This window comes from Pseudomonas putida group bacterium ESBL64 (genome assembly GCF_045277175.1).
Classification (GTDB): Bacteria; Pseudomonadota; Gammaproteobacteria; order Pseudomonadales; family Pseudomonadaceae; genus Aquipseudomonas; species Aquipseudomonas alloputida.
This window is the reverse complement of sequence record NZ_CP145799.1, coordinates 777,696-797,576: the sequence shown is the minus strand read 5'-3', so window position 1 is coordinate 797,576 and position 19,881 is coordinate 777,696. Positions and strand designations below refer to the sequence as shown.

Here is a 19,881-nt window from a genome sequence, read left to right as displayed (position 1 = left end):
GATTGGTTCAAATTTTTTGCCACTGGCCAATTCCGGCAAATGGCCATTGCGAACGCGGCCGTAATGGCACTTGCGGGATGCGGTCAGCCACAAAGCCGTGCAGCGATGCTCAATTGCCATCATTGCCGCGCACGCCTGTCATGAGAACAATGGGCTCTCCGCGGGACTTCGCCCCCATCCTGAGGTCTGAAGCGACATGCTGCGCTCGCCGCCGAGCGCCGCCACTTCCATGGACAGTGAAGCGAAAATGGATCTTTTAGCCAACATCCCCAGTTGGGGAGACATCGAACGCAATCTCGAGCAGAAATTCAGCGAGCTCAACCAGAGCGTCGACAGCGGCCTGAACAGCGCCCATGAGGCCTGGGACGGTTTCAGCCGACGAGTGAGCAATGGCGCCAACCAGGCCTATGGCTACCTCGGTGGCCAGCGTATCGACAACGTGCGCCAGGCCATGGCCCTGTCCTACCCGATCATTCAGGACAACCTCAAGCGCAAGTGGTCCTCGATAGGTATCGAGCAAATCCTGCCGGTGCTGCTGCAACTGGTCAAAGAGGTGTCGATGATCCTCGGTGGCAGTGTGGCGGTTGGCTCGCTCGCCGGTGGCGTGGCCGGGGCGTTCGCCTTTGGCGTCGGCGCGGCGCCGGGCGCGGTGGCCGGCGCCGGCATTGGCCTGCAGGTCGGCAACCTGATCCTCATGGGCCTGGGGCTGTCCGCCATCGCCGAGTATTTTTATCAGGGCCTGCCGGCCTGCCTGTCGACCCTTCAGCAAGGCATGACCACGGCCTGGTTCGCCGAGGATGGCCTCAAGCCCGCTGGCCTGGACCCGAGCGGCGGATCCGCGGCGCAGGCCCAGGAGCGTGTCGAGCGCGCTGCACGCCAGCTTGCTCGCGGGCAGGAGCAGTTGGTGCTGCTGTTACTGACAGCCATCGTCACCTACCTTACTCGGGGGCAGATGAAGGCCGGCGTCATGAGCAGCATGGAAAGCATTGCCGCCCGGAGCGCTCGGCTGCAGGCCGAGATCTCCAACAAGCAGCTGGCGGCCTGGTTGGCGAAGAATGAGCAGAAGCTGTTGGCGCAGCCGGAGTTGCAAGTTAAAGAACCATCTCCCATCAGCCAGGTCGAGCCAAAGAGCTTGCGAGAATTTTATGCGAAACAGGACCCTGACTTTGTAGCGCACGATCAACAACTAAAATATGCAGAGACTTTTGCACCCCGAGGCCTTAGCAACAAACAGATTAATGAGTATCTCGACAGCCCTGATGGTGAGCTATATCTGCAAAAGCTACGTGCCGCAGACCCCAAAGCATCAGACATGGACATTTTCAGCCGAGCCATCTCCCAGATAGGCTCGGGCAGTAACACTCCAAAACTGTCCATCATAGATTCGCCCCTCGTGAAAATCGTGCCAGTGGGACAAGAGGCAAGCCGTTACTCTCCATTTTTCACCACTATGGAGGAGCTGCAGTCTGCTGCGCAGGGAAGCCGAACCCTGGCTGATAGCCTAGGGTTACCGCTGGGCAGTGAGGCTACAAAATATTCAATTTTTGAAATGACGCCACTTAAACCAACAGAGGTTTTTGTCAGCAAGATTGCGCCTACCACCGAATTTGGAGGTAACATTGACAGGGTGGGTGGCGCACTTCAATATCTTACCCCTAACCGTAATGAGTGGTCGGCCACCAAGCTCATAGGCACTATTGACAACTAGGATAGACAATGAACACGCACACACTGAAGGCTACCGCTACAGCGCTTCGTGAAAAACTTGAGGCTCTCGAAGATCAAAATTCCGATGCGAAGCTGATGCTCAACACCCTACGCAGCCTCTTATTAAAAGCTGAAAATGGAAAAATTCATGCCCCCATGGAGGCTAGAGACATACCTGGTTACCGCTACTTACCGGAAACCAACTTACAGGACGATCGTAATCTCAGTCAGTTATTTGCAGAATTTTACATGGCATTGATTGATGGAGAGGAGTGGAGTTCCTTTAAGAAATTCCAAGCCAAAAATAAAAATCACGATTAGAAAAAGATGGAGCACATACAAGAAGCTTGCTCGAACGGGCAACTTGGCAGGGCACCAATATACGAGGTAACCAGGATACTGCTGCCAACTTCTTCAAGCCACAGGGCTATAAGTCTGCCGATTGCATCCCCCTGCTCATTGAGACTCTGCATGATCACCGGAAAGAAATTGCGCGACTGACTATAGTCAAAGGTACGAACGGCGATCTTTCCGGAAACTTCTTCAAGTCACAGGGCTATAAGCCTGCCGACTACGAAGGCTACATGAACGGCTTGGACTTCACTCAACCAGTCTTCGCGGAAACAATCAACCGGGGCAAGACACTTTGGCAATTCCAGGTGCCCGGCGGCCGGCAAGGCATGCGGTACTCTCCTACCCCTGACGTGGTGCCAGGGCAACTGGGGATCAACCCGCTTGGCCAGATCTACAAAACGGAAACCATCGTGCCCAAGATCGTGAACGTCTATCAGAGCACTGAGAAGGTCACGCTGCTGAGGAGCACCTCGGCACCGGTACTGGATACCTGGTCCGTTTCTTCCCAACCCTATAACGCCATTGGCGGTGCTCGGTAGATGACCTCTGGCCAACGCGAGCTCTTCAAACTGATAACACCAGGTGCATTATGAAACCCACAACCCCCCTCGGCTATGCACAGAAGGCTATCGACATCACCGCGCAGCGGAACAAGGCCTGTCCCGCTTACCCCATTTATGGGATGCTACTAAACCAACTTGACTATGTGAAAGCCGTGTTCGAAGGGCGAGAGCAAGATAAATCGAAACTCCACCAACTCAGTATCGGTGCCATTGCCACGAAAGAATTCGAAGAAAATGACCCCGAGTTGGCCAGAGCACTGAAAGACGCCTATTACGTAGCCATCCAGTCGGCTCGTGGCCTCAAAATTCAACTGCCCGATTGATTGCCGACGTTCGATCAGGCCAGCCACTGAACATCGAGCGCAGTCACTGACGAAAGCTATAAACCCTACACCCAGCAGGCTGAGCCACGATGGACATTTACGCACTCCGGCAAAAATCGATAGCGCTGCGTGTCAGCATTGACCGGCTGAAGTCACACGACCCGGCCGCCATGAAGTTGAGTGTAGAGCTGACGCTCTTGTTGAACGCGGCAAAGCAGCAGCGGATCCGCACCCCGATGGAATGGCGTGACATCCCCGGAAGCTATCTGTTCACCGAAGAAGGGCTGCAGCAGTATGCCGATCTCGAGCACGCCTTCGCCGAGTTTCGTATCGAGCTGTCCGGGGGCGAGTCCCCTACCCTGCACAAGCTCAAGGCGCGCATGGGGGAGAAACCCTCCCAGGGATGACGGGCGGGCAGCCTTGCCATCTTTTCATGAGTTCAATCCATGTGATCAATCAGACACAGAGCGCCAATCGTGCCTAATCTGAGCGTCTTGACCAGAAAGCACATAATCAACATGCAGAAACAAAGCGCATCTAAGGATGCTCCGATCAACTTGCCGTGCGGGGCGGTAAGTTGATATTTCCCCCATCACGCAGAGCTATCTATCGAAAAAGCGCTCAATGCGTCATGTTTTCAGAGGCTTTTCGCCCAGATTTCCCTTTTGAGCGCGCAGTTCACCCATACCCATCAGCTGTTTTCGAGCCATCCTCAGGTTCGACAGGGCGAACAGTGTGGTGGCCGGGGCGTTCGCCTTTGGCGTCGGCGCGGCGCCGGGCGCGGTGGCCGGCGCCGGCATTGGCCTGCAGGTCGGCAACCTGATCCTCATGGGCCTGGGGCTGTCCGCCATCGCCGAGTATTTTTATCAGGGCCTGCCGGCCCTTCAGCAAGGCATGTCCACGGCCTGGTTCGCCGAGGATGGCATCAAGCCCGCTGGCCTGGACTCGAGCGGCGGTTCCGCGGCGCAGGCCCAGGAGCGTGTCGAGCGCGCTGCACGCCAGCTTGCTCGCGGGCAGGAGCAGTTGGTGCTGCTGTTACTGACAGCCATCGTCACCTACCTTACTCGGGGGCAGATGAAGGCCGCCGTCATGAGCAGCATGGAAAACATTGCCACACGTAGTGCGAGGCTACAGGCGGATATCTCCAATCGGCAACTGGCTGCCTGGCTGCCTGGCTGTCGAAGAATGAGCAGAAGTTACTGGCGCATACTGAACTTCAGGCACGTGACGCCACACCACTCAGGCGTGCAGAGACTGAACCACTACTTGCCAACGAACGCTCTCGCGAGCTATCGCAGAAGGCTATTGAGCCGCCAAAACCCAGATACAAACCTGGATTCACCGAAGAGGATATTCTTGCGATCGCCAAAGGCGAAAGGCCCGACCCCCACTACCTATCCAGATCCAGATTATGTCGCGCAACATTTGGCCCAATTCCAAAATGGCGCCTCACGCTTCATGACCCAGACCAACCTTGAGAAATACGGCATCGCACAGAAAGATGGTACGTCGTTCATCATGCTAGGCCACGAAGCAACCGAACGACTTGCCAAGACAGCAGGTGACAAGCGCGCGTTGGAGCAAGCCCTTGGCTAGCCTGAGAATTTCCTTGATACCAATGCACTGGTCCCGGTAGACATCCCTGATCCGAAGCAGTTGAATCTACGGATTCCATCGGGAAATGAAGCCGGTGCTAACGAATTCTGGATCCCTGGTGGCAAGCTACCTGACGGCAACAGTGAAGTCGTCATAGACGCGGCGAGTATTGCCGCCAAGAGGTTCAATACCGCTCCCCTTTTTTGAAGGCCCCCTATGAAATTCAAAGATCTTTTCATCAGTCGTCAGCACATGTACTCAATCGGCATCGAAGAAGACGCTAGTCAGTATTACGTTTCGTTCCCCGTCAGCAACGGCATGGTTGAATACGAAGAGTATTTCGCCATTGCTCCAGCTACATTTGATGCCTTCATGGATGACCCTGATGCGGCGCTGGCTTTCGTGATAAAATGCCGCAAAAGACAACTTGATGAATTATTAATCATCAAGCCGGGAAAAAATCGGGGCACGGCCATCTAGTGCCACATAGATAAATGCTGACGAAATCCGACACTGCATGACCGTTTGACCCTACCAACAAATGAGTGGTGCCATCTCACGCTGCGGTGAAGTGGTGCAGTCCCTTACCCCAATCAGGACTGACCATGAACACCGAAACACTCAAGCAGAAGATTCGCTGCCCCCCCCCGCACAGATCCGTACGTGCGGAACTACCGCATACGGCTCCTGCCTCAAGTACATGTCGCGAAGCGTTCCTCTGGTTTCGATTCGTGGCGTACTTCACAGTTTCTGCCCGAACCGTCAAGGCTGGCCATAAAGCAATGCGTCCAGTTCATCATGCTGCGGCGAGAGATCGAAGAGCTTGGCTGCCAGTTCCTGGATATGTTGCGACCACGCAACCCTCTCCACCCACTCCGGCGGCATGCCGGACACGCCGTACAGCGCACCCGCCAACTGGCCGGCGGTGGCCGCGACACTGTCGGCATCATCGGCAAGGTTGGCGGCCAGGAGGATCGCGTCCTTGAAGTTGTCGGTGTTCCATACGGCCCACAGTGCCGCTTCCAAGGTATCGATGACGTAGCCGGAGGAGCGGATCTGTTCGCGGCTCTTTTGCTTGTACTCGCCCGCATTGATGATCATCGGGCGAGGCCGCAACGAACGCACCGCTGGGGCCAGGGCCTCTTCCTTGTCTGCACCGTTGAGCGCCAGATGCAGCTGTGCCGCAAACAGCTGACAGCAGTTCACTGCCTCGTCGGCGTTGTGGGTCACGCTGCTTTGCGTGACGCTTTCCCACCAGCTTGCCGACAGCGAGTGCCGGCGGAAGATTGCCGTAGGCGCAAGGCGGATGATGGAGCCATTGCCAGCCGTCGAGGGGTCATAGTTGCCTTGCCAGGTAATACCCTCGCGCAGCCAGCCTTCAAGGGCATTGCGCGTGGCATTGCCGATATCGAAACAACGACCGTTGGCACTGTTTTCCCCGCGCCGGTACCAACGGACCAAGGCATCTGCGTAAGTGGCGTAATCGAACTTGCCCTTGCTCACATACGTGTCTGCCAGGCACAGCGCCATGCTGGTGTCATCAGTCCACTCACCCGCAACGAGGTTGAACGGGCCACCCCCGACCATGTCGCTCACCTGCCCCCTGTCGCGGGCCTGGAACTCGAGCGTGGTGCCGACCGCATCGCCGATGGCCAGGCCAAGCAGCGCGCCCTTGGCGCGGTCCAGTGCCTGCTCCGCGGTCAATGTGCAGGCCCTGGAGTGCAGCCAGCTTGGCTTGACCGCCGGCGCCGCCAGTGCATCAGGCTGCAAGGTGGAGTCCATCCGCTGCTGCAACTGCCGGGAGGGCTCCGGCGACAGATGCGCATAACGTTGCACGTAGTCGGCCAGCAATGCGTTTGAGCTTCTTAGATCGATCATGGGATTTCTTTGAGAATGAATTGGGTAACGGAGCCATTGGCGTATCAACGATACCATTGCCTGCGGTCGAGGCCTTGATGTTGCCCATCCAGTCAGGCCCCTGGGCCTACCAGCCTTCCAGGGCTGCGTGGGTGACATTGCCGATGTCGAAGCAACGGCCGTTGACGCGGTTTTCACCCTGCCGGTACCAGCGCACCATCGTATCGTCGGTCCACTCACGAGGCGCCAGGCGGAAAGGACCACCGCCGACCCTATCGTAAACATGCCCTTGACCGCGCCGCTGAAACTCCAGCGTCGTGCCTACTGCATCACCAATCGCCAGACCAGGCAATGCACCCTGAGCGCGATCCAGTGCCTGGTCCTGTGATAACGTGCTGAACCTGTTGTTCAGCCATGCCGGTTTGATCCGCGGCAGCCAGGGAATGCTCAGGCACACATGAAAGACCATCCCGAACTCTACGTAAGGTCCCCTATTCTTTTCCGGCTTACGGCCATCGGTCTGATGCTGTCCATGCTCGCCATGGGAGCACTGGCGGTGTACGCCTTATGGACAGATATCGTGCCCCTCTACGGCCGGATCTACCGTAATGCGCCGGTCGTGGAAACACCACTCAAAGCTTTCTTCATGATCGCATTCATTCCCCTGGGGCCTTGCCTGATCGTTGCCAGCCTGATCGCCGCATGGACCGGTCGGAAGTTTGACCCACCGAAAACCTCTTGGCTGCACGGGTTCCAGCTACGCTCGCTGCAACTGACGGTTGTGCTGATGGTTATCGTCGCTCCGACAATGATTGCGCTGACCACAGCCACGCTTTCGGCAAAGGACTACTGGTCGTGCCCGAAGCTCAGGATCTCGGGCTCCGGTTGGCAGATGTTCTGGGTTAACGATGAACGGGTGTGCTTCAAGCCGGATCATTACATCAACGACAATTGGCCATGTAAGGTAATCGATGGCAGAGACATTTGCGTACAGGTCGATGGTCGCTGAGTTGAATGAAACCGGCTGCGCCGGTGTTCGCGGGCAGGCTGCCCGCGGATGCGGTGGCGGCTGTGACGGTGAATGATCAGGGATAGTGGCCGGCAGGTCCGGCCTATTCGCGGGTAAACCCGCTCCTACAACGGGGCGTGGCGACACCACCGGTGTAGGGCGGGCTTGCCCGCGAATGCGTTGGCGGCTGTGACGGTGAATGATCAAGGATAGTGGCCGGCAGGGACAACGGGGCGTGGCGACTCCATCGGTCGATGTAGGAGCGGGCTTGCCCGCGAATGCGGTGGCGGCTGCGACGATGAATGACCAGGGGATATTGGCCGGCAGGCCCGGCCTATTCGCGGGTAAACCCGCTCCTACGAGCATCGCGCTAGCTATTAGATTTTGAACAAAGCAATTACCCCGCCGGGTGCGACGAAACCGGTCGCATTGCCATCATCCTGACGCGCTTCCCCACCCCGCTGCACGCACGCGGCCGGCGCAAAAAATGAGAACTGATTCACTTTTTGAAAAAAACTTTTGCCAACGATTTTCATCGCTTTCCAGCCCCTTTCGTACCCAGTCTTTACGGCTTGATCCCCCATCTCCTGCGCCCAAAACACGCTGTCAATATCACAGCGCCATTATTGCGCAGCGTCACACAACGGGGAAAAAATCGCCCCCTTCGCCGGAACTTCTTCCGCAGCGAGGTGCCCTACTCGGCATTGCTGGCAACACAATATTCATATGCCAGCACCCAAATTCGCTGCAGCCGAAAGGCGATTTTTCAGGTCCACGCCACCGGCGTTTCAGGACGATCAAGCAGGCACATGGACGATGCACCAATGACACAGACATTCGATGTCGAAGCACTGATCAAGCTGCGTAGCCAGACGCGGGCGATCTCCGATGCGCTGAAGGCGCAGGCGGCGGATTACCTTGCCACCGTGGCACCGCTGATCCGTCCACAAACCCTGTTTGGCGAATACCTGCAAGGCGCACAGCGCAGCAGCGGGCGCGAAACCCAGGGCCACTTCCAAGCCCTGGTCGAACTCTACGAACGTATCGGCTCGGCCGCGCCGTTCCAGCTGGTCACCGAGCTGGAAGTACCGCTGAACCTGATCAGCACCACCCCCGAACTGTTCCCGCTGGAATACGACAAGACCCTGGAACACAGCGGCCAGGTCATCCGCATCACCAGCCCGACCCGCTGGGTTGTGGGCTTCCACGCCTTCGACCTGGCGCGGTTTCGCAATGTCATCAAAGACCCCAACCGCAGCAGCGCCGAGCTGTACCGCTTCGTGGTGCACTACCTGGTGCTGTTCTACTGCCTGAGCAAGTCGCCTGGCCTTGGGCGGCTGTTCGAAGGCTTGCGCTACGGCCTGAGCTTCGAGCGCCTGAAGGGCTTTGGCGACCTGCCGTTCTGCGTCATCAGCTCGCCGGTGCGCTCGGAACTTCCCGACGACTCGGTCATCCGCAGCAGCACGCAGATTGCCGGCAACACCAGCTTCGAAGAACTGGTAGGCCGCGACAACATCCTGGAAATGAACGACGAAATCCGTCAGCGCCTGCTGCTGACGATCGAAGGACTGTAACGCGCAGCGCCCGGCACCGGGCCGCGCAATGATTCGCAGCGAATTGCTCGCACTGGAGAACACGATGGCGAAGAAGGAAAGCACTCAGCACAAACTCGACCGCGTTCGCGCGCCTCGGGTCCATATCACCTACGACGTGGACATCGGCGATGCCATCGAGAAAAAGGAGCTGCCCTTCGTCGTCGGCGTACTGGGTGATTTCTCCGGCAACCCGCTGGAGCCGCTGCCCAAGCTCAAGGACCGCAAGTTCGTGTACATCGACCGCGACAACTTCAACGGTGTGCTCAAGGGTATCAAGCCACGCTTGACCTACCGCGTCGACAACACCCTGGCCAAGAACGGTACCCAGCTGGGCGTGGAACTGAACTTCAACAGCCTCGAAGACTTCGAGCCACAGAACGTGGTCAAGCAGGTCGAGCCGCTGCGCAAGCTGCTGGAAGTGCGCAACAAGCTGGCCGACCTGCGCAACAAGATGGGCGGCAACGACAAGCTCGAAGAGCTGCTGATGGATGTGCTGCAGAACACCGAAAAGCTCAAGACCTTGGGCAAGGAATTCGGCCGTGAAGCCGAAGTGAAAGACCCGTCCAGCGACGATCGCGCCTGAGCAGGAGCCCGAACATGACCGACAAGCAAACCGCACCGCAACAGGCCGGCGACCTGGTCGAAGTGGAAAACTTCGCACCACAGCCCTCGCTGCTCGACAGCATCATTTCGCAAAGCCGCGTGGCCCGCTCCGACACCGAGCGCAACCGCACCCGCGACCTGATTGGCGAACTGGTGAACCAGGTGCTCGAGGGTGAGATGACCCCGAGCAAGGACCTGATCGCCGTGCTCGATTCGCGCATCGCCGAAATCGACGCGATGCTCTCCGAGCAGATGAATGAGATCATGCACGCCCGCGAGTTCCAGCAGTTGGAAGCCTCCTGGCGCGGCCTGAAATACCAGGTGGACCAGACCGAGACCAGCACCACGCTGAAGATCCACCTGCTCAATGCCTCGAAGAAAGACCTGGTGCGCGACCTGAAGGCCGCCAGCGAATTCGACCAGAGCGCACTGTTCAAGAAGGTCTACGAAGAAGAGTACGGCACCTTCGGTGGCGCACCTTTCGGCATGTTGATCGGTGACTACGAGTTCAACCGCAACCCCGAAGACATGTACCTGCTCGAAGAGATCTCGCACGTCGCGGCGGCGGCGCACGCGCCGTTCATCTCGGCCGCTTCGTCCGAGCTGTTCGGCTGGGACTCGTTCACCGAGATGTCCGGCCCGCGTGACCTGGCGAAGATCTTCGACACCGTGGAATACGCCAAGTGGAAGTCGTTCCGCGCCTCGGAAGACTCGCGCTACGTCGGCCTCACCCTGCCCCACGTGCTCGGTCGTCTGCCGTATGGCCCGGATACCACCCCGGTGGAAGAATTCAACTTCGTCGAAAGCGTCGATGGCCGCGACCACAACAAATACCTGTGGATGAACGCCGCCTACGCCCTCGGAACCCGCGTCACCGATGCCTTCGCCCGCTACGGCTGGTGCGTGGCCATCCGCGGCGTGGAGGGTGGCGGCCTGGTCGAAGGCCTGCCGACCCATACCTTCAAGACCGACGACGGCGAAATCGCCCTCAAGTGCCCGACCGAAATCGCCATCACCGACCGCCGCGAAAAAGAGCTGTCGGACCTGGGCTTCATCCCCCTGGTGCACTGCAAGGGCACCGACTATGCCGCGTTCTTCGGCACCCAGTCGGCGCAGAAACAGAAGCAGTACAACACCGACATCGCCAACGCCAACGCACGCCTGTCGGCCCAGCTGCAATACATCTTCGCCACTTCGCGCATCGCCCACTACATGAAGGCGATCATGCGCGACAAGATCGGCAGCTTTGCCTCGCGCATGGATGTCGAGCGCTTCCTCAACCAGTGGCTGGCCAGCTATGTGCTGCTCGACGACACCGCCAGCCAGGAGGCCAAGGCCAAGTTCCCGCTGCGCGAAGCGCGCGCCGAGGTGTTCGAAGTGCCCGGCAAGCCAGGCGTGTACAAGGCCGTGACCTACTTGCGCCCGCACTACCAGCTGGATGAACTGACCGCCTCGCTGCGGCTGGTTGCCGAGCTGCCACAGGGCGCACGCGGCTGACAGGCCGTTGTGTACAGGGATGACACATGAGTAACCAGGCCCGCCTGCTGCCCTCGCTGCTCGACCGACTGCTGGACGACCGTCCCTACCAGTCGGCCGAGCCCGCAGCGCAGCGCACCTGCTCGCTGGCCGAGTACAAGGCCAGCATCGTCCGCGACCTCGAAGTCCTGGTGAACACCCGCCAGTCCCTGGTCGCCGAAGAGCTCGACGGCTTCAGCCAGCTCGGTGGTTCCATCCTTGAATACGGCATGCCGGACTTCATCAGCCGCAGCGTGCTCGACCCGCACGATCGTCGCCTGATCCAGCAACAGCTGGAGCGGGCGATCAGCACCGGAGACCGGCGCTTTCGCCGGGTCCGTGTTCAGCTGTTGGCCCAGCAGAACGGCCACCGCATGTTGACCTTCCGCGTGGACGCCGTATTGCGTCTGCAGGACATCAGCCGCCAGGTGTCATTCGACGCCGTGCTGCAGGTCAACACCCAGGAATACAAAGTGCAGAACCTCAACTGATGCTCGACGAACTGCTGCCCTACTACGAAAAGGAACTGTCGCACCTGCGCTTTCTCGGCCAGGAGTTTGCCGCGCAGTACCCGAAGATCGCTTCGCGGCTGCTGATCGAAGGCGACAACTGCGAAGACCCGCACACCGAGCGCCTGATCGAGGCGTTCTCGTTCCTGTCTGCGCGGGTGCACAAGAAACTCGATGACGAGTTTCCGGAAATCGTCGAATCCTTCCTCGAGGTGCTGTACCCCCACTACCTGCGCCCTACTCCGTCGATGTCGATTGTCGAACTGAGCCTGGGCAGGCACGAAAAAGTCACCGAAGCCTACCGCGTGGCGCGCCATACCGAGATGCATGCCAATCCCGTGGAAGGCGTGGTGTGCAAGTTCCGCACCTGCTACCCGGTAGAGTTGTGGCCGATTGCCGTGCAGCAGGCCTCGTTCACGGAAATGGAACGCTCGGCCTTCAACGGGCACAGCGCCGACCTGGTCGCTCGTCTGCGCATCCGCCTGGCAGCCACTGGCGATGCCCTGTTCGGGCAGATGGACATGAACCGCCTGCGGTTCTTCCTCGACGGCGAAGCAACCCTGATGCTGCAGCTGTACGAGCTGCTGTTCAACAACCTGGCCAAGGCCACGCTGAGCTTCGACGACCAGGGCCGCCGCCGCGAAGTGGCGCTGCCGGCCGATGCCCTGAACACCGTGGGCTACGCCCGTGACGAAGGCCTGGTGGACTACTCCGAGCGCTCATTCCTGGGCTACCGCCTGCTGCACGAGTATTTCACCTTCCCCGACAAGTTCATGTTCTTCGACCTCAGTGGATTTGCCCGCATCCTGCAGGGCAAGGCCATCGAGCAGGTAGAGGTCAACTTCTATTTCTCCGACTACGACCTCAGCGAGCGCCTGGCGCGGCTGACCCAGAACATCGGGCGCAACAACTTCAAGCTCAACTGCACGCCGATCATCAACCTGTTCCGCCAGCAGGCCGAGCCGATCAAGCTGACCCACACCCAGCACGAATACCCGGTCACCCCTGACACACGGCTGCACAACGCTGCAGAGGTGGTCTCGATCGACCGGGTACGGCGGGTGCGCAAACTCGGCGGTATCGACCAGGTCGCCACCTGCCAGCCGTTTTTCGAACCCCGGGGTGAGCAAGACCCACACAGCAGCTTCTGGGTCGCGCGCCGGCGAAACCAGGGTGACGCCACTGCCATGAGCATCCGCGTGGTCGACCGCGATCTGGAATTGATCGACGCCAGCAGCGACACCCTCAGCATCGGCCTTACCTGCAGCAACCGCGACGTGCCGCTGCTGCTGCCGTTCGGTGGGGAACGGGGCGATTTCACCATTCCCGCCAACGCGGTGATCAAGGATATCCGCTGCCTGCGCAAGCCCACCGCCACGGTGCGTGTGCCCTTGGGCAAGGGCCTGATCTGGCGGTTGATCGCCCACCTGTCGCTGAACCATCTGTCGCTGGTCAGCCAGGGCCGGGAAGTGCTGCTGGAGCTGTTGTCGCTGTACAACTACCGCAATGTTTCCGCCATTCGCAAACAGATCAACGGCATCAAGGCGATCAGCAGCGAACCGGTGGTCGCGCGCATCGGCCACCCGCGGCCAAATTTCGTGCGCGGCGTCGGCATCACCCTGACCCTGGACGAAAGCCAGTTCATCGGCAGCGGCGTGTTTCTGTTCGGCAAAGTGCTGGACCACTTCTTCGGCCAGTACTGCTCGATGAACAGCTTCACCCAACTGACCCTGCGCACCCAACAACGAGAAAAGAGAGTCGTACAATGGCCAGCACGCACCGGCGATCAGCCCCTGGTCTGATCGATCAGGCCCGAGCCGAGCCGCACCGATTCGAATTCTTTCAATTGGTGCGCCTGCTCCGCCTGCACTACAGCCGCACCGGGCGCATGGACCTGGCAACCCGGCCGCACGAAGACCCGCTGCGTTTTCGTACCCAGCTGTCGCTGGCGTTCCCGGCCAGCGAGGTCAGCGACCTGCACTTCGAGCGCGAAGGCAAGGTGTCGCCGGCCGGCTTGCCGCTGTCGGAAGTGCAGGTCACCTTCATGGGCCTGGTCGGGCCGTCAGGCGTGCTGCCACGCCCGTACACCGAGCTACTGCTCGAGCGCCACGTGCAGTATCGCGACGATGCCGCCCATGCGTTTCTCGACATCTTCTCGCACCGCATGACCACGCTGTTCTACGAGGCCTGGCAAAAATACAAATTCCACATCGAACACGAGCGCAATGGCACTTCGGGCTTCGACGGCTACCTGCTCAACCTGGTTGGCCTCGGGCCGCGCGCCCAGAAGCTGAAGTTCGAAGAGCAACCGTCAGCATTGCGTCGTGAGCTGTTCAGCTATTTTGCCGGCCTGCTCAGCCAGAAGCCGCGCAATGCGCTGAACCTTGAACGCATGCTCGGTTTCTATTTCTCGCTGCCGATCAAGGTCCAGCCGTTCGCCGGGCGCTGGCTGCACCTGCAGCCCGAACAATGCACCCAGCTTGGCCGCCGCAATGCCCAGCTCGGCCACAGCGCCGTCGCCGGCAACCGGGTCTGGGACTATCAGTCGTGCATCCGTATCGAGCTGGGCCCGCTGAACCTGGCCGACTACCAGCGCTTCCAGCCGGGCACCGCCTGCTACCGCAAGCTGGTCGAGCTGGTGCGCTTCTATATAGGTGCCGAACTGGATTTCGAAATTGCCCCGCGCCTCAAGCGCGAGGCGGTGCCACGCGCCCAGCTGGGCCGCAGCGGCAATGTCGCCCTGGGCTGGCTGGGTTGGCTCAAACGCCCGGGTCGTGACGCGGAGCCTTCGCGTTGCGCCGTTTTCCACATTCCTTACGATGGGGTCGCCTTGTGAACCTGAAGTCTCTGTTCGCCAAGCTCAACGAAACCAGCCGCACGGCAACCGAAAGCGCGGCGGCCCTGTGCCTGTCCGAGCACCATTACGACGTGGAAGTGGAGCACCTGCTGCTGCAATTGCTCGACAACAACGACAGCGACCTGGCGCCGATCCTGCGCCACTACGAGGTCGTCGCCGAACGCCTGCAAGCGCAGCTGGTCACCGCCCTGGGCACCTTCAAGAAAGGTAATACCCGCACCCCGGCGCTGTCGCCGCACATTACCCGCATGATCGAGCAAGCCTGGTTGCTGGCCTCGATCGAATACGGCGTAGGCCAGGTGCGCAGCGCTCACCTGCTGCAGGCTCTGCTTGACGATGCTGAACTGCGTCGCGTGGTGATCGCCTCGGCGCCGGAGCTGGAAAAAATCAACGCCGATGACCTGCGCCTGAACCTTGCCGCGCTGGTGGAGGGTAGCGCCGAGTCCAGGCAGGCCAGCCCACTGGCCAGCCCAGCGGCGCCAGTGAGCACGTCGAGCAAGGCCAGCGGCAAGACCCCAGCGCTGGACCAGTACACGGTCAACCTTACCCAAAGCGCCCGCGAGGGCCGCATCGACCCGGTGCTGGGCCGTGAGTTCGAAGTACGGCAGATGGTCGACATACTCACCCGCCGCCGGCAGAACAACCCGATCCTCACGGGCGAAGCCGGGGTCGGCAAAACCGCCGTGGTCGAAGGCCTGGCGCTGCGCATCGCCCAGGGTGACGTGCCGGCGGTGCTCAAGGACGTTGCCCTGCACACCCTCGACCTGGGCCTGTTGCAGGCCGGCGCCGGGGTCAAGGGCGAGTTCGAGAACCGCCTCAAGGCTGTGATCGAAGAGGTCAAGCGCAGCCTGCACCCGATCATCCTGTTCATCGACGAAGCCCACACCCTGATCGGCTCCGGTGGCCAGGCCGGGCAGAACGATGCCGCCAACCTGCTCAAGCCGGCCCTGGCCCGAGGCGAGTTGCGCACCATCGCTGCCACTACCTGGGCCGAATACAAGAAGTACTTCGAGAAGGACGCCGCCCTCGCCCGCCGCTTCCAGGTGGTCAAAGTGGAAGAGCCCGACGAAGACAAGGCCATTCACATGCTGCGCGGCCTGCTCGGCAAGATGCGCGAGCACCACAAGGTGGCGGTGATGGACGAAGCGCTGGTGCAGGCGGTACGCCTGTCCAACCGCTACATCACCGGCCGCCAGCTGCCCGACAAGGCGGTCAGCGTGCTCGACACGGCCTGCGCGCGCATTGCCCTGGCGCAATCTTCGCTGCCCGGCGCACTGGAAGACTGCCGCCGGCAGATCGACAACCTGCAAGCAGAAATCGGCGTGCTCGGCCACGAAGCCGGCAAGGGGCACGACCATGCCCGCCGCCTGGAAGCGCTGCAGGCTGCCCTGCAGGCCGAGCAGCAACAAGAACAGCAACTCAATGCCCAGTGGCAGCAGGAGCTGGAGCTGGTCGAACAGCTCAAGGCGCTGGACGCCGCCAACGATGCCGACGCCCAGCAGCTCAATACCCTGCGTGCCGAGCTGGCGCGCGTGCAAGGCGACCAGCCACTGGTCCATGCGCTGGTCGACAGCGGCGCCATCGCCCAGGTCATCAGCGGCTGGACCGGCATCCCGCTGGGCAAGATGCTGCGTGACGAAATCGATACCGTGCAGCGCCTGCCGGCCCTGCTTGGTGAACGCGTGCTGGGCCAGGACCACGCCCTGCACGAGATCGGCAAGCGCATCAAGATTTCCCGAGCGCGCATGGAAGACCCGAACAAACCGATTGGCGTGTTCCTGCTGCTCGGCCCCAGCGGTGTCGGCAAGACCGAAACCGCCCTGGCCCTGGCCGACACCCTGTACGGCGGCGAGCGCAACCTGATCACCATCAACATGTCCGAGTACCAGGAGGCCCACACCGTGTCGAGCCTCAAGGGCTCGCCACCCGGCTACGTCGGCTACGGCGAAGGCGGCGTGCTGACCGAAGCGGTGCGCCGCAAGCCGTACAGTGTGGTGCTGCTCGACGAGGTGGAAAAAGCCCACCCCGACGTGCTCGAACTGTTCTTCCAGGTGTTCGACAAGGGCGTGCTGGACGATGGCGAGGGCCGCGAGATCAATTTCCGCAACACGGTGATCATCCTCACCTCCAACACCGGCACCGAGCGCATCATGCAGACCTGCCTGAACGCCACCGAGCTGCCGACGCCCGAGGCGATCGTCGAGGACCTGCGCGACCAGCTCAACCATGTGTTCAAACCGGCCTTCCTCGGTCGCCTGAGCATCGTGCCGTTCTACCCGGTGCAGGACCAGATCCTCGAGCGCATCGTCGCCCTCAAGCTCGAACGCATCGCCAAGCGCTTCGCCCGCAACCACCAGGCCGAGCTCAGCTATGACCAGGCGCTGGTCAAGGCCATCGCCGCCCGCTGCACCGAGGTCGACAGCGGCGCACGCAACATCGACAACATCCTGTCCCAGACCCTGATGCCCGAACTCGCCCAGCGCGTGCTCGAGCGCATGGCCCAGGACGCGCCGATCCAGCACCTTGCGATCGAGCTGGGCAGCGATGGCGATTTCGCCTATCGCCTGGCCTGACCAGTACCCGGAGGTTTTGCCGTCATGCAACACAAGCACATCGTCCTCAAACGCCTGACCGCAGCCGCCTTGCTGGTGGCGCTGGCCGGCTGCGGGGTCACCGACCGTATCGGCAAGCGCATGGAAGACAGCTGGGCGGCCGACATGCTGGCCGACAGCGAAAAGGTCATCCTGACATCCGACGGCGGCAACCAGCTCAACCCCGACGCCGAGGGCAAGCCGCTGTCGGTGGTGATGCGCGTGTATCAGCTGACCGACCTCGAGCGCTTCGCGGCTACCGATGCCGAGACCCTGTGGAACGCCCCGGAAAAAGCCTTGGGCAACACCCTGGTGGAAACCCGCGAGATCACCCTGCTGCCTGGCATTGGCCAGATCGACCAGTGGCCGCTGGCCAAGAACGCGCGCTACGTCGGCGTGGCGGCGTTCTTCCGCGATGAGCAGGACGCGCGCTGGAAAGTCGCCTTCGACGCCAACTCGCTGCGCAAGGACGGTATCTGGTTCTCCTCCGACGGCCTGCGGGTGCTGGTGGACAACACCGAAATCAGCGCCATGCGGGGCGTAGACGTACTGAACAAACCGCCGACCGCCGACCAGCTTGCCGCTGCGCAGAAGGCCAAGGATGCCGACGCGACCCTCACCGACAAGGTGCAGGACGCGGCCATCGACAAAGCCACCGACGCCGCCAGCCAGTCGGCCAGCAACGCCATGGATTCAACCTTCAATTCTTTAGTGGATAGCGTCAAATGAGCAAGCAGAGCCGGGTGATGTGGTCGGAAGGCATGTTCCTGCTGCCCCAGCACTTCCAGTATCAGGACGAATTCCATCAGCACCAGTTGGCTGAGGCGACCCTGCGCAGCACCCCTTTCCATTGGGGGGTTCAGGCGCTGCAGGTGGACGAGGACGCCCTGGCCAATGGTTCACTGCAGCTCAAGCGCCTGAAGCTGGTGTTCCCCGATGGCAGCCTCTACGACGCGCCGCAGCACGATCCGCTGCCGGCCGCGCGCGACCTCAAGGACCTGCTCAAGGCCAACGACCTGAAGGTGTATGCCGCGCTCAAGCTGCCCGAGCCATTCGGCCTCAACTACGTCGAGGATGGCCACGAACACAAGGCCGCACGGCGTTTCCGCAAGCAGTTCGACACCCTGCCCGACCTTAATGAAGGCGAGCTGGAAAACGAAATCACCAGCTTGCGCCTGAACGTCGTACTGCTGGTCGACGGTGACAGCCTCGACGGTTACAGCCACTGCCCACTGGCCAAGCTGACACGCAACAGCATGGGCGGTTTCAACGTTGACCCACATTTCGTCCACCCCACCTTGCACCTGGGCAGCCACGAGACCATTGCCGGCATCGGCAAGCGCCTGCTCGGCGCCCTGCAGGCCAAGAGCAAGGCGCTTTCCGGCCGACGCCGCGAGCGCGCCGACCAGATCGCCGAGTTCGGCTCCAGCGATGTGACCCTGTTCTGGCTGCTGAACACGGTCAACCGTGCCCACCCGCAGCTGGCGCATCTACTGGCCCACCCGCGCCTGCACCCGGAGCGCCTGTACCTGTTCCTGGCCGACCTGGCCGGCGGCCTGCTGACCTTCACCCTGGACACCCAGCTCAGCGACATCCCCGAGTACGACCACCACGACCCGGCCGCGTCGCTGGTCAAGCTCGACGAAATGATCCGGGTGATGCTCGACAACGTCGTGCCCAACCAGTGCATTGTCATCAACCTGACCCAGACCAAGCCATCGCACTGGCAAGGCCAACTGCACGACCCGCGCCTGGCCGAAGCCGACTTCTATATCGCCGTGCATGCCGACATGCCCGGCGCCAGCCTGCTGGAGCTGGTGCCCCGTGCCTTCAAGGTCGGTTCGCCGGAAGACATTGAAGTGGTGGTCAACAGCGCCATGCCGGGTGTCACCCTCAATCATGCCGCGCGGCTGCCGAACGCAATTCCGGTGCGCCTGGACAACCAGTACTTCGCCATCGAGCCACACGGCACTGTGTATGAGCGAATGATCAGCGCCCAGGCCATCTGCTTCTATGCGCCCAGCGCCTTTACCAACCTCAAGCTTGAACTGATGGCGGTGCTCAAATGACCGAAGCCGTACTGCAACAGGGCGCCGTCCCGGCCGCCAGCGACAAACCGACGCTCAAGGACCTGGTCCAGGACTTCATCAGCATGGCGTTGATCGTACGTCGCGGCCGCCAGGTGACCTCGGTGCAGGCCTTCGAAGGTAGCGTCGAACGCTTCTTCGCCAACCTGGAACGTGATGCCCGTGCCGCCAACTATAGCGTCGAGCAGGTCAAGGACACCCAATACGCGTTGTGCGCCTTCCTCGACGAAAGCGTACTGCGCTCGGACGACAATGCGCTGCGTCGGCACTTTGAGCTGCAGCCGTTGCAGTTCCGCTATTTCGGCGTGCACCTGGCCGGCGAAGGGTTCTTCGAGAAGGTCGATGCGCTGCGCGCCGACGTCAAGCAGAACATCGACGTGCTCGAGGTCTACCACCTGTGCCTGGCACTGGGCTTCGAGGGCAAGTTCAGCCTCGGCCAAAAGGACCAGTTGCGTTACCTGGCCAATACACTGGGCCAGGATATCGCCCGCTACCGCAAAGCGCCCAAAGCCCTGTCACCGGACTGGGCACTGCCCGACCAGGTGTCGCAGATGCTGCGCCATGAAGTACCGCTGTGGGTGTATCTGGCGCTGATCGCGTTGGTCTGCGTCGCCGTGTACCTGACGCTGGACTGGTTGCTGGACAAGGACGTCGCCGCCCTGTCCGAACAAATCCGCCAGCTGTTCAGTGCCTGAGCACGTACCCGGTAGCCGAG

General features: G+C 60.9%; 19 protein-coding genes and 2 pseudogenes. 18 read left to right on the top strand and 3 right to left on the bottom strand.

Annotation, left to right across the window (positions count from 1 at the left end; genetic code table 11):
* Positions 1 to 247 precede the first annotated feature (247 nt).
* The 7 genes and pseudogenes from V6093_RS03590 to V6093_RS03560 all read left to right on the top strand — a co-directional run bounded on the left by V6093_RS03590 (position 248) and on the right by V6093_RS03560 (position 5,023).
* Entirely contained in the window at positions 248 to 1,708 is a 1,461-nt protein-coding gene (locus tag V6093_RS03590; RefSeq protein ID WP_179053060.1) for a DUF6861 domain-containing protein, read from the top strand.
* 8 nt (positions 1,709 to 1,716) lie between these two features.
* Positions 1,717 to 2,028, top strand: a complete 312-nt coding sequence (locus V6093_RS03585) for a hypothetical protein (protein ID WP_179053048.1) — start codon at positions 1,717 to 1,719, stop codon at positions 2,026 to 2,028.
* Between the two features lie 26 nt (positions 2,029 to 2,054).
* Positions 2,055 to 2,600, top strand: coding sequence for a polymorphic toxin type 46 domain-containing protein (locus V6093_RS03580; RefSeq protein ID WP_256873184.1), 546 nt, complete (start codon positions 2,055 to 2,057; stop codon positions 2,598 to 2,600).
* 50 nt (positions 2,601 to 2,650) lie between these two features.
* Entirely contained in the window at positions 2,651 to 2,947 is a 297-nt protein-coding gene (locus tag V6093_RS03575) for an immunity protein Tsi6 family protein (RefSeq protein ID WP_108079096.1), read from the top strand.
* An 89-nt stretch (positions 2,948 to 3,036) separates the two neighbouring features.
* On the top strand, positions 3,037 to 3,354 hold the full coding sequence (locus tag V6093_RS03570) for a hypothetical protein (RefSeq protein WP_179053047.1): 318 nt from the start codon (positions 3,037 to 3,039) through the stop codon (positions 3,352 to 3,354).
* A gap of 334 nt (positions 3,355 to 3,688) precedes the next feature.
* Positions 3,689 to 4,750 (top strand): annotated as a pseudogene (locus V6093_RS03565) (DUF6861 domain-containing protein); the annotation flags it as partial.
* Positions 4,751 to 4,759: 9 nt separating this feature from the next.
* On the top strand, positions 4,760 to 5,023 hold the full coding sequence (locus tag V6093_RS03560; RefSeq protein ID WP_004576635.1) for a hypothetical protein: 264 nt from the start codon (positions 4,760 to 4,762) through the stop codon (positions 5,021 to 5,023).
* Positions 5,024 to 5,305: 282 nt separating this feature from the next.
* Here V6093_RS03560 and tri1 read toward each other — a convergent pair whose 3' ends face one another.
* Both tri1 and V6093_RS03550 read right to left on the bottom strand, forming a co-directional pair.
* Positions 5,306 to 6,421, bottom strand: coding sequence for an ADP-ribosylarginine hydrolase Tri1 (gene tri1, locus V6093_RS03555; protein ID WP_108078558.1), 1,116 nt, complete (start codon positions 6,419 to 6,421; stop codon positions 5,306 to 5,308).
* Between the two features lie 109 nt (positions 6,422 to 6,530).
* Positions 6,531 to 6,869, bottom strand: a pseudogene (locus V6093_RS03550) (ADP-ribosylglycohydrolase family protein); the annotation flags it as partial.
* Here V6093_RS03550 and V6093_RS03545 point away from each other — a divergent pair.
* Complete coding sequence (locus tag V6093_RS03545) at positions 6,858 to 7,409, top strand: hypothetical protein (protein WP_267827268.1); 552 nt, start codon at positions 6,858 to 6,860, stop codon at positions 7,407 to 7,409. The pseudogene V6093_RS03550 and the gene V6093_RS03545 overlap by 12 nt on opposite strands.
* A 377-nt stretch (positions 7,410 to 7,786) precedes the next feature.
* Here the strand turns inward: V6093_RS03545 and V6093_RS03540 are convergent, their stop codons facing one another.
* Complete coding sequence (locus V6093_RS03540) at positions 7,787 to 7,945, bottom strand: hypothetical protein (protein ID WP_179053044.1); 159 nt, start codon at positions 7,943 to 7,945, stop codon at positions 7,787 to 7,789.
* Between the two features lie 288 nt (positions 7,946 to 8,233).
* On the opposite strand from V6093_RS03540, the gene V6093_RS03535 reads away from it, so the two are divergent.
* The 10 genes from V6093_RS03535 (at position 8,234) to icmH (ending at position 19,861) form a co-directional block, all read left to right on the top strand.
* Positions 8,234 to 8,983: a hypothetical protein gene (locus V6093_RS03535; RefSeq protein ID WP_028697263.1), complete on the top strand. Its 750-nt coding sequence runs from the start codon at positions 8,234 to 8,236 to the stop codon at positions 8,981 to 8,983.
* Between the two features lie 64 nt (positions 8,984 to 9,047).
* Complete coding sequence (tssB, locus tag V6093_RS03530; RefSeq protein WP_003248358.1) at positions 9,048 to 9,587, top strand: type VI secretion system contractile sheath small subunit; 540 nt, start codon at positions 9,048 to 9,050, stop codon at positions 9,585 to 9,587.
* Positions 9,588 to 9,601: 14 nt separating this feature from the next.
* Positions 9,602 to 11,104: a type VI secretion system contractile sheath large subunit gene (tssC, locus tag V6093_RS03525; RefSeq protein WP_003248356.1), complete on the top strand. Its 1,503-nt coding sequence runs from the start codon at positions 9,602 to 9,604 to the stop codon at positions 11,102 to 11,104.
* A gap of 26 nt (positions 11,105 to 11,130) precedes the next feature.
* Entirely contained in the window at positions 11,131 to 11,613 is a 483-nt protein-coding gene (tssE, locus tag V6093_RS03520) for a type VI secretion system baseplate subunit TssE (protein ID WP_003248355.1), read from the top strand.
* Positions 11,613 to 13,433, top strand: coding sequence for a type VI secretion system baseplate subunit TssF (gene tssF / locus V6093_RS03515; protein ID WP_108078561.1), 1,821 nt, complete (start codon positions 11,613 to 11,615; stop codon positions 13,431 to 13,433). The genes tssE and tssF overlap by 1 nt, the downstream gene beginning before the upstream one ends.
* Positions 13,397 to 14,467, top strand: coding sequence for a type VI secretion system baseplate subunit TssG (gene tssG, locus V6093_RS03510; protein WP_012052411.1), 1,071 nt, complete (start codon positions 13,397 to 13,399; stop codon positions 14,465 to 14,467). Before tssF ends, tssG begins: the two co-directional genes overlap by 37 nt.
* On the top strand, positions 14,464 to 17,061 hold the full coding sequence (gene tssH / locus V6093_RS03505) for a type VI secretion system ATPase TssH (RefSeq protein ID WP_012052412.1): 2,598 nt from the start codon (positions 14,464 to 14,466) through the stop codon (positions 17,059 to 17,061). Before tssG ends, tssH begins: the two co-directional genes overlap by 4 nt.
* 24 nt (positions 17,062 to 17,085) lie before the next feature.
* The gene (gene tssJ, locus V6093_RS03500; RefSeq protein WP_047604871.1) at positions 17,086 to 17,808 is read left to right on the top strand and encodes a type VI secretion system lipoprotein TssJ; all 723 of its coding nucleotides are present in this window, start codon (positions 17,086 to 17,088) and stop codon (positions 17,806 to 17,808) included.
* The gene (gene tssK / locus V6093_RS03495; protein ID WP_003248343.1) at positions 17,805 to 19,148 is read left to right on the top strand and encodes a type VI secretion system baseplate subunit TssK; all 1,344 of its coding nucleotides are present in this window, start codon (positions 17,805 to 17,807) and stop codon (positions 19,146 to 19,148) included. Before tssJ ends, tssK begins: the two co-directional genes overlap by 4 nt.
* Positions 19,145 to 19,861 carry a type IVB secretion system protein IcmH/DotU gene (gene icmH, locus V6093_RS03490; protein WP_004576640.1) on the top strand — a complete coding sequence of 239 codons (717 nt, stop codon included), beginning with the start codon at positions 19,145 to 19,147 and terminating at the stop codon, positions 19,859 to 19,861. The genes tssK and icmH overlap by 4 nt, the downstream gene beginning before the upstream one ends.
* Positions 19,862 to 19,881 lie beyond the last annotated feature (20 nt).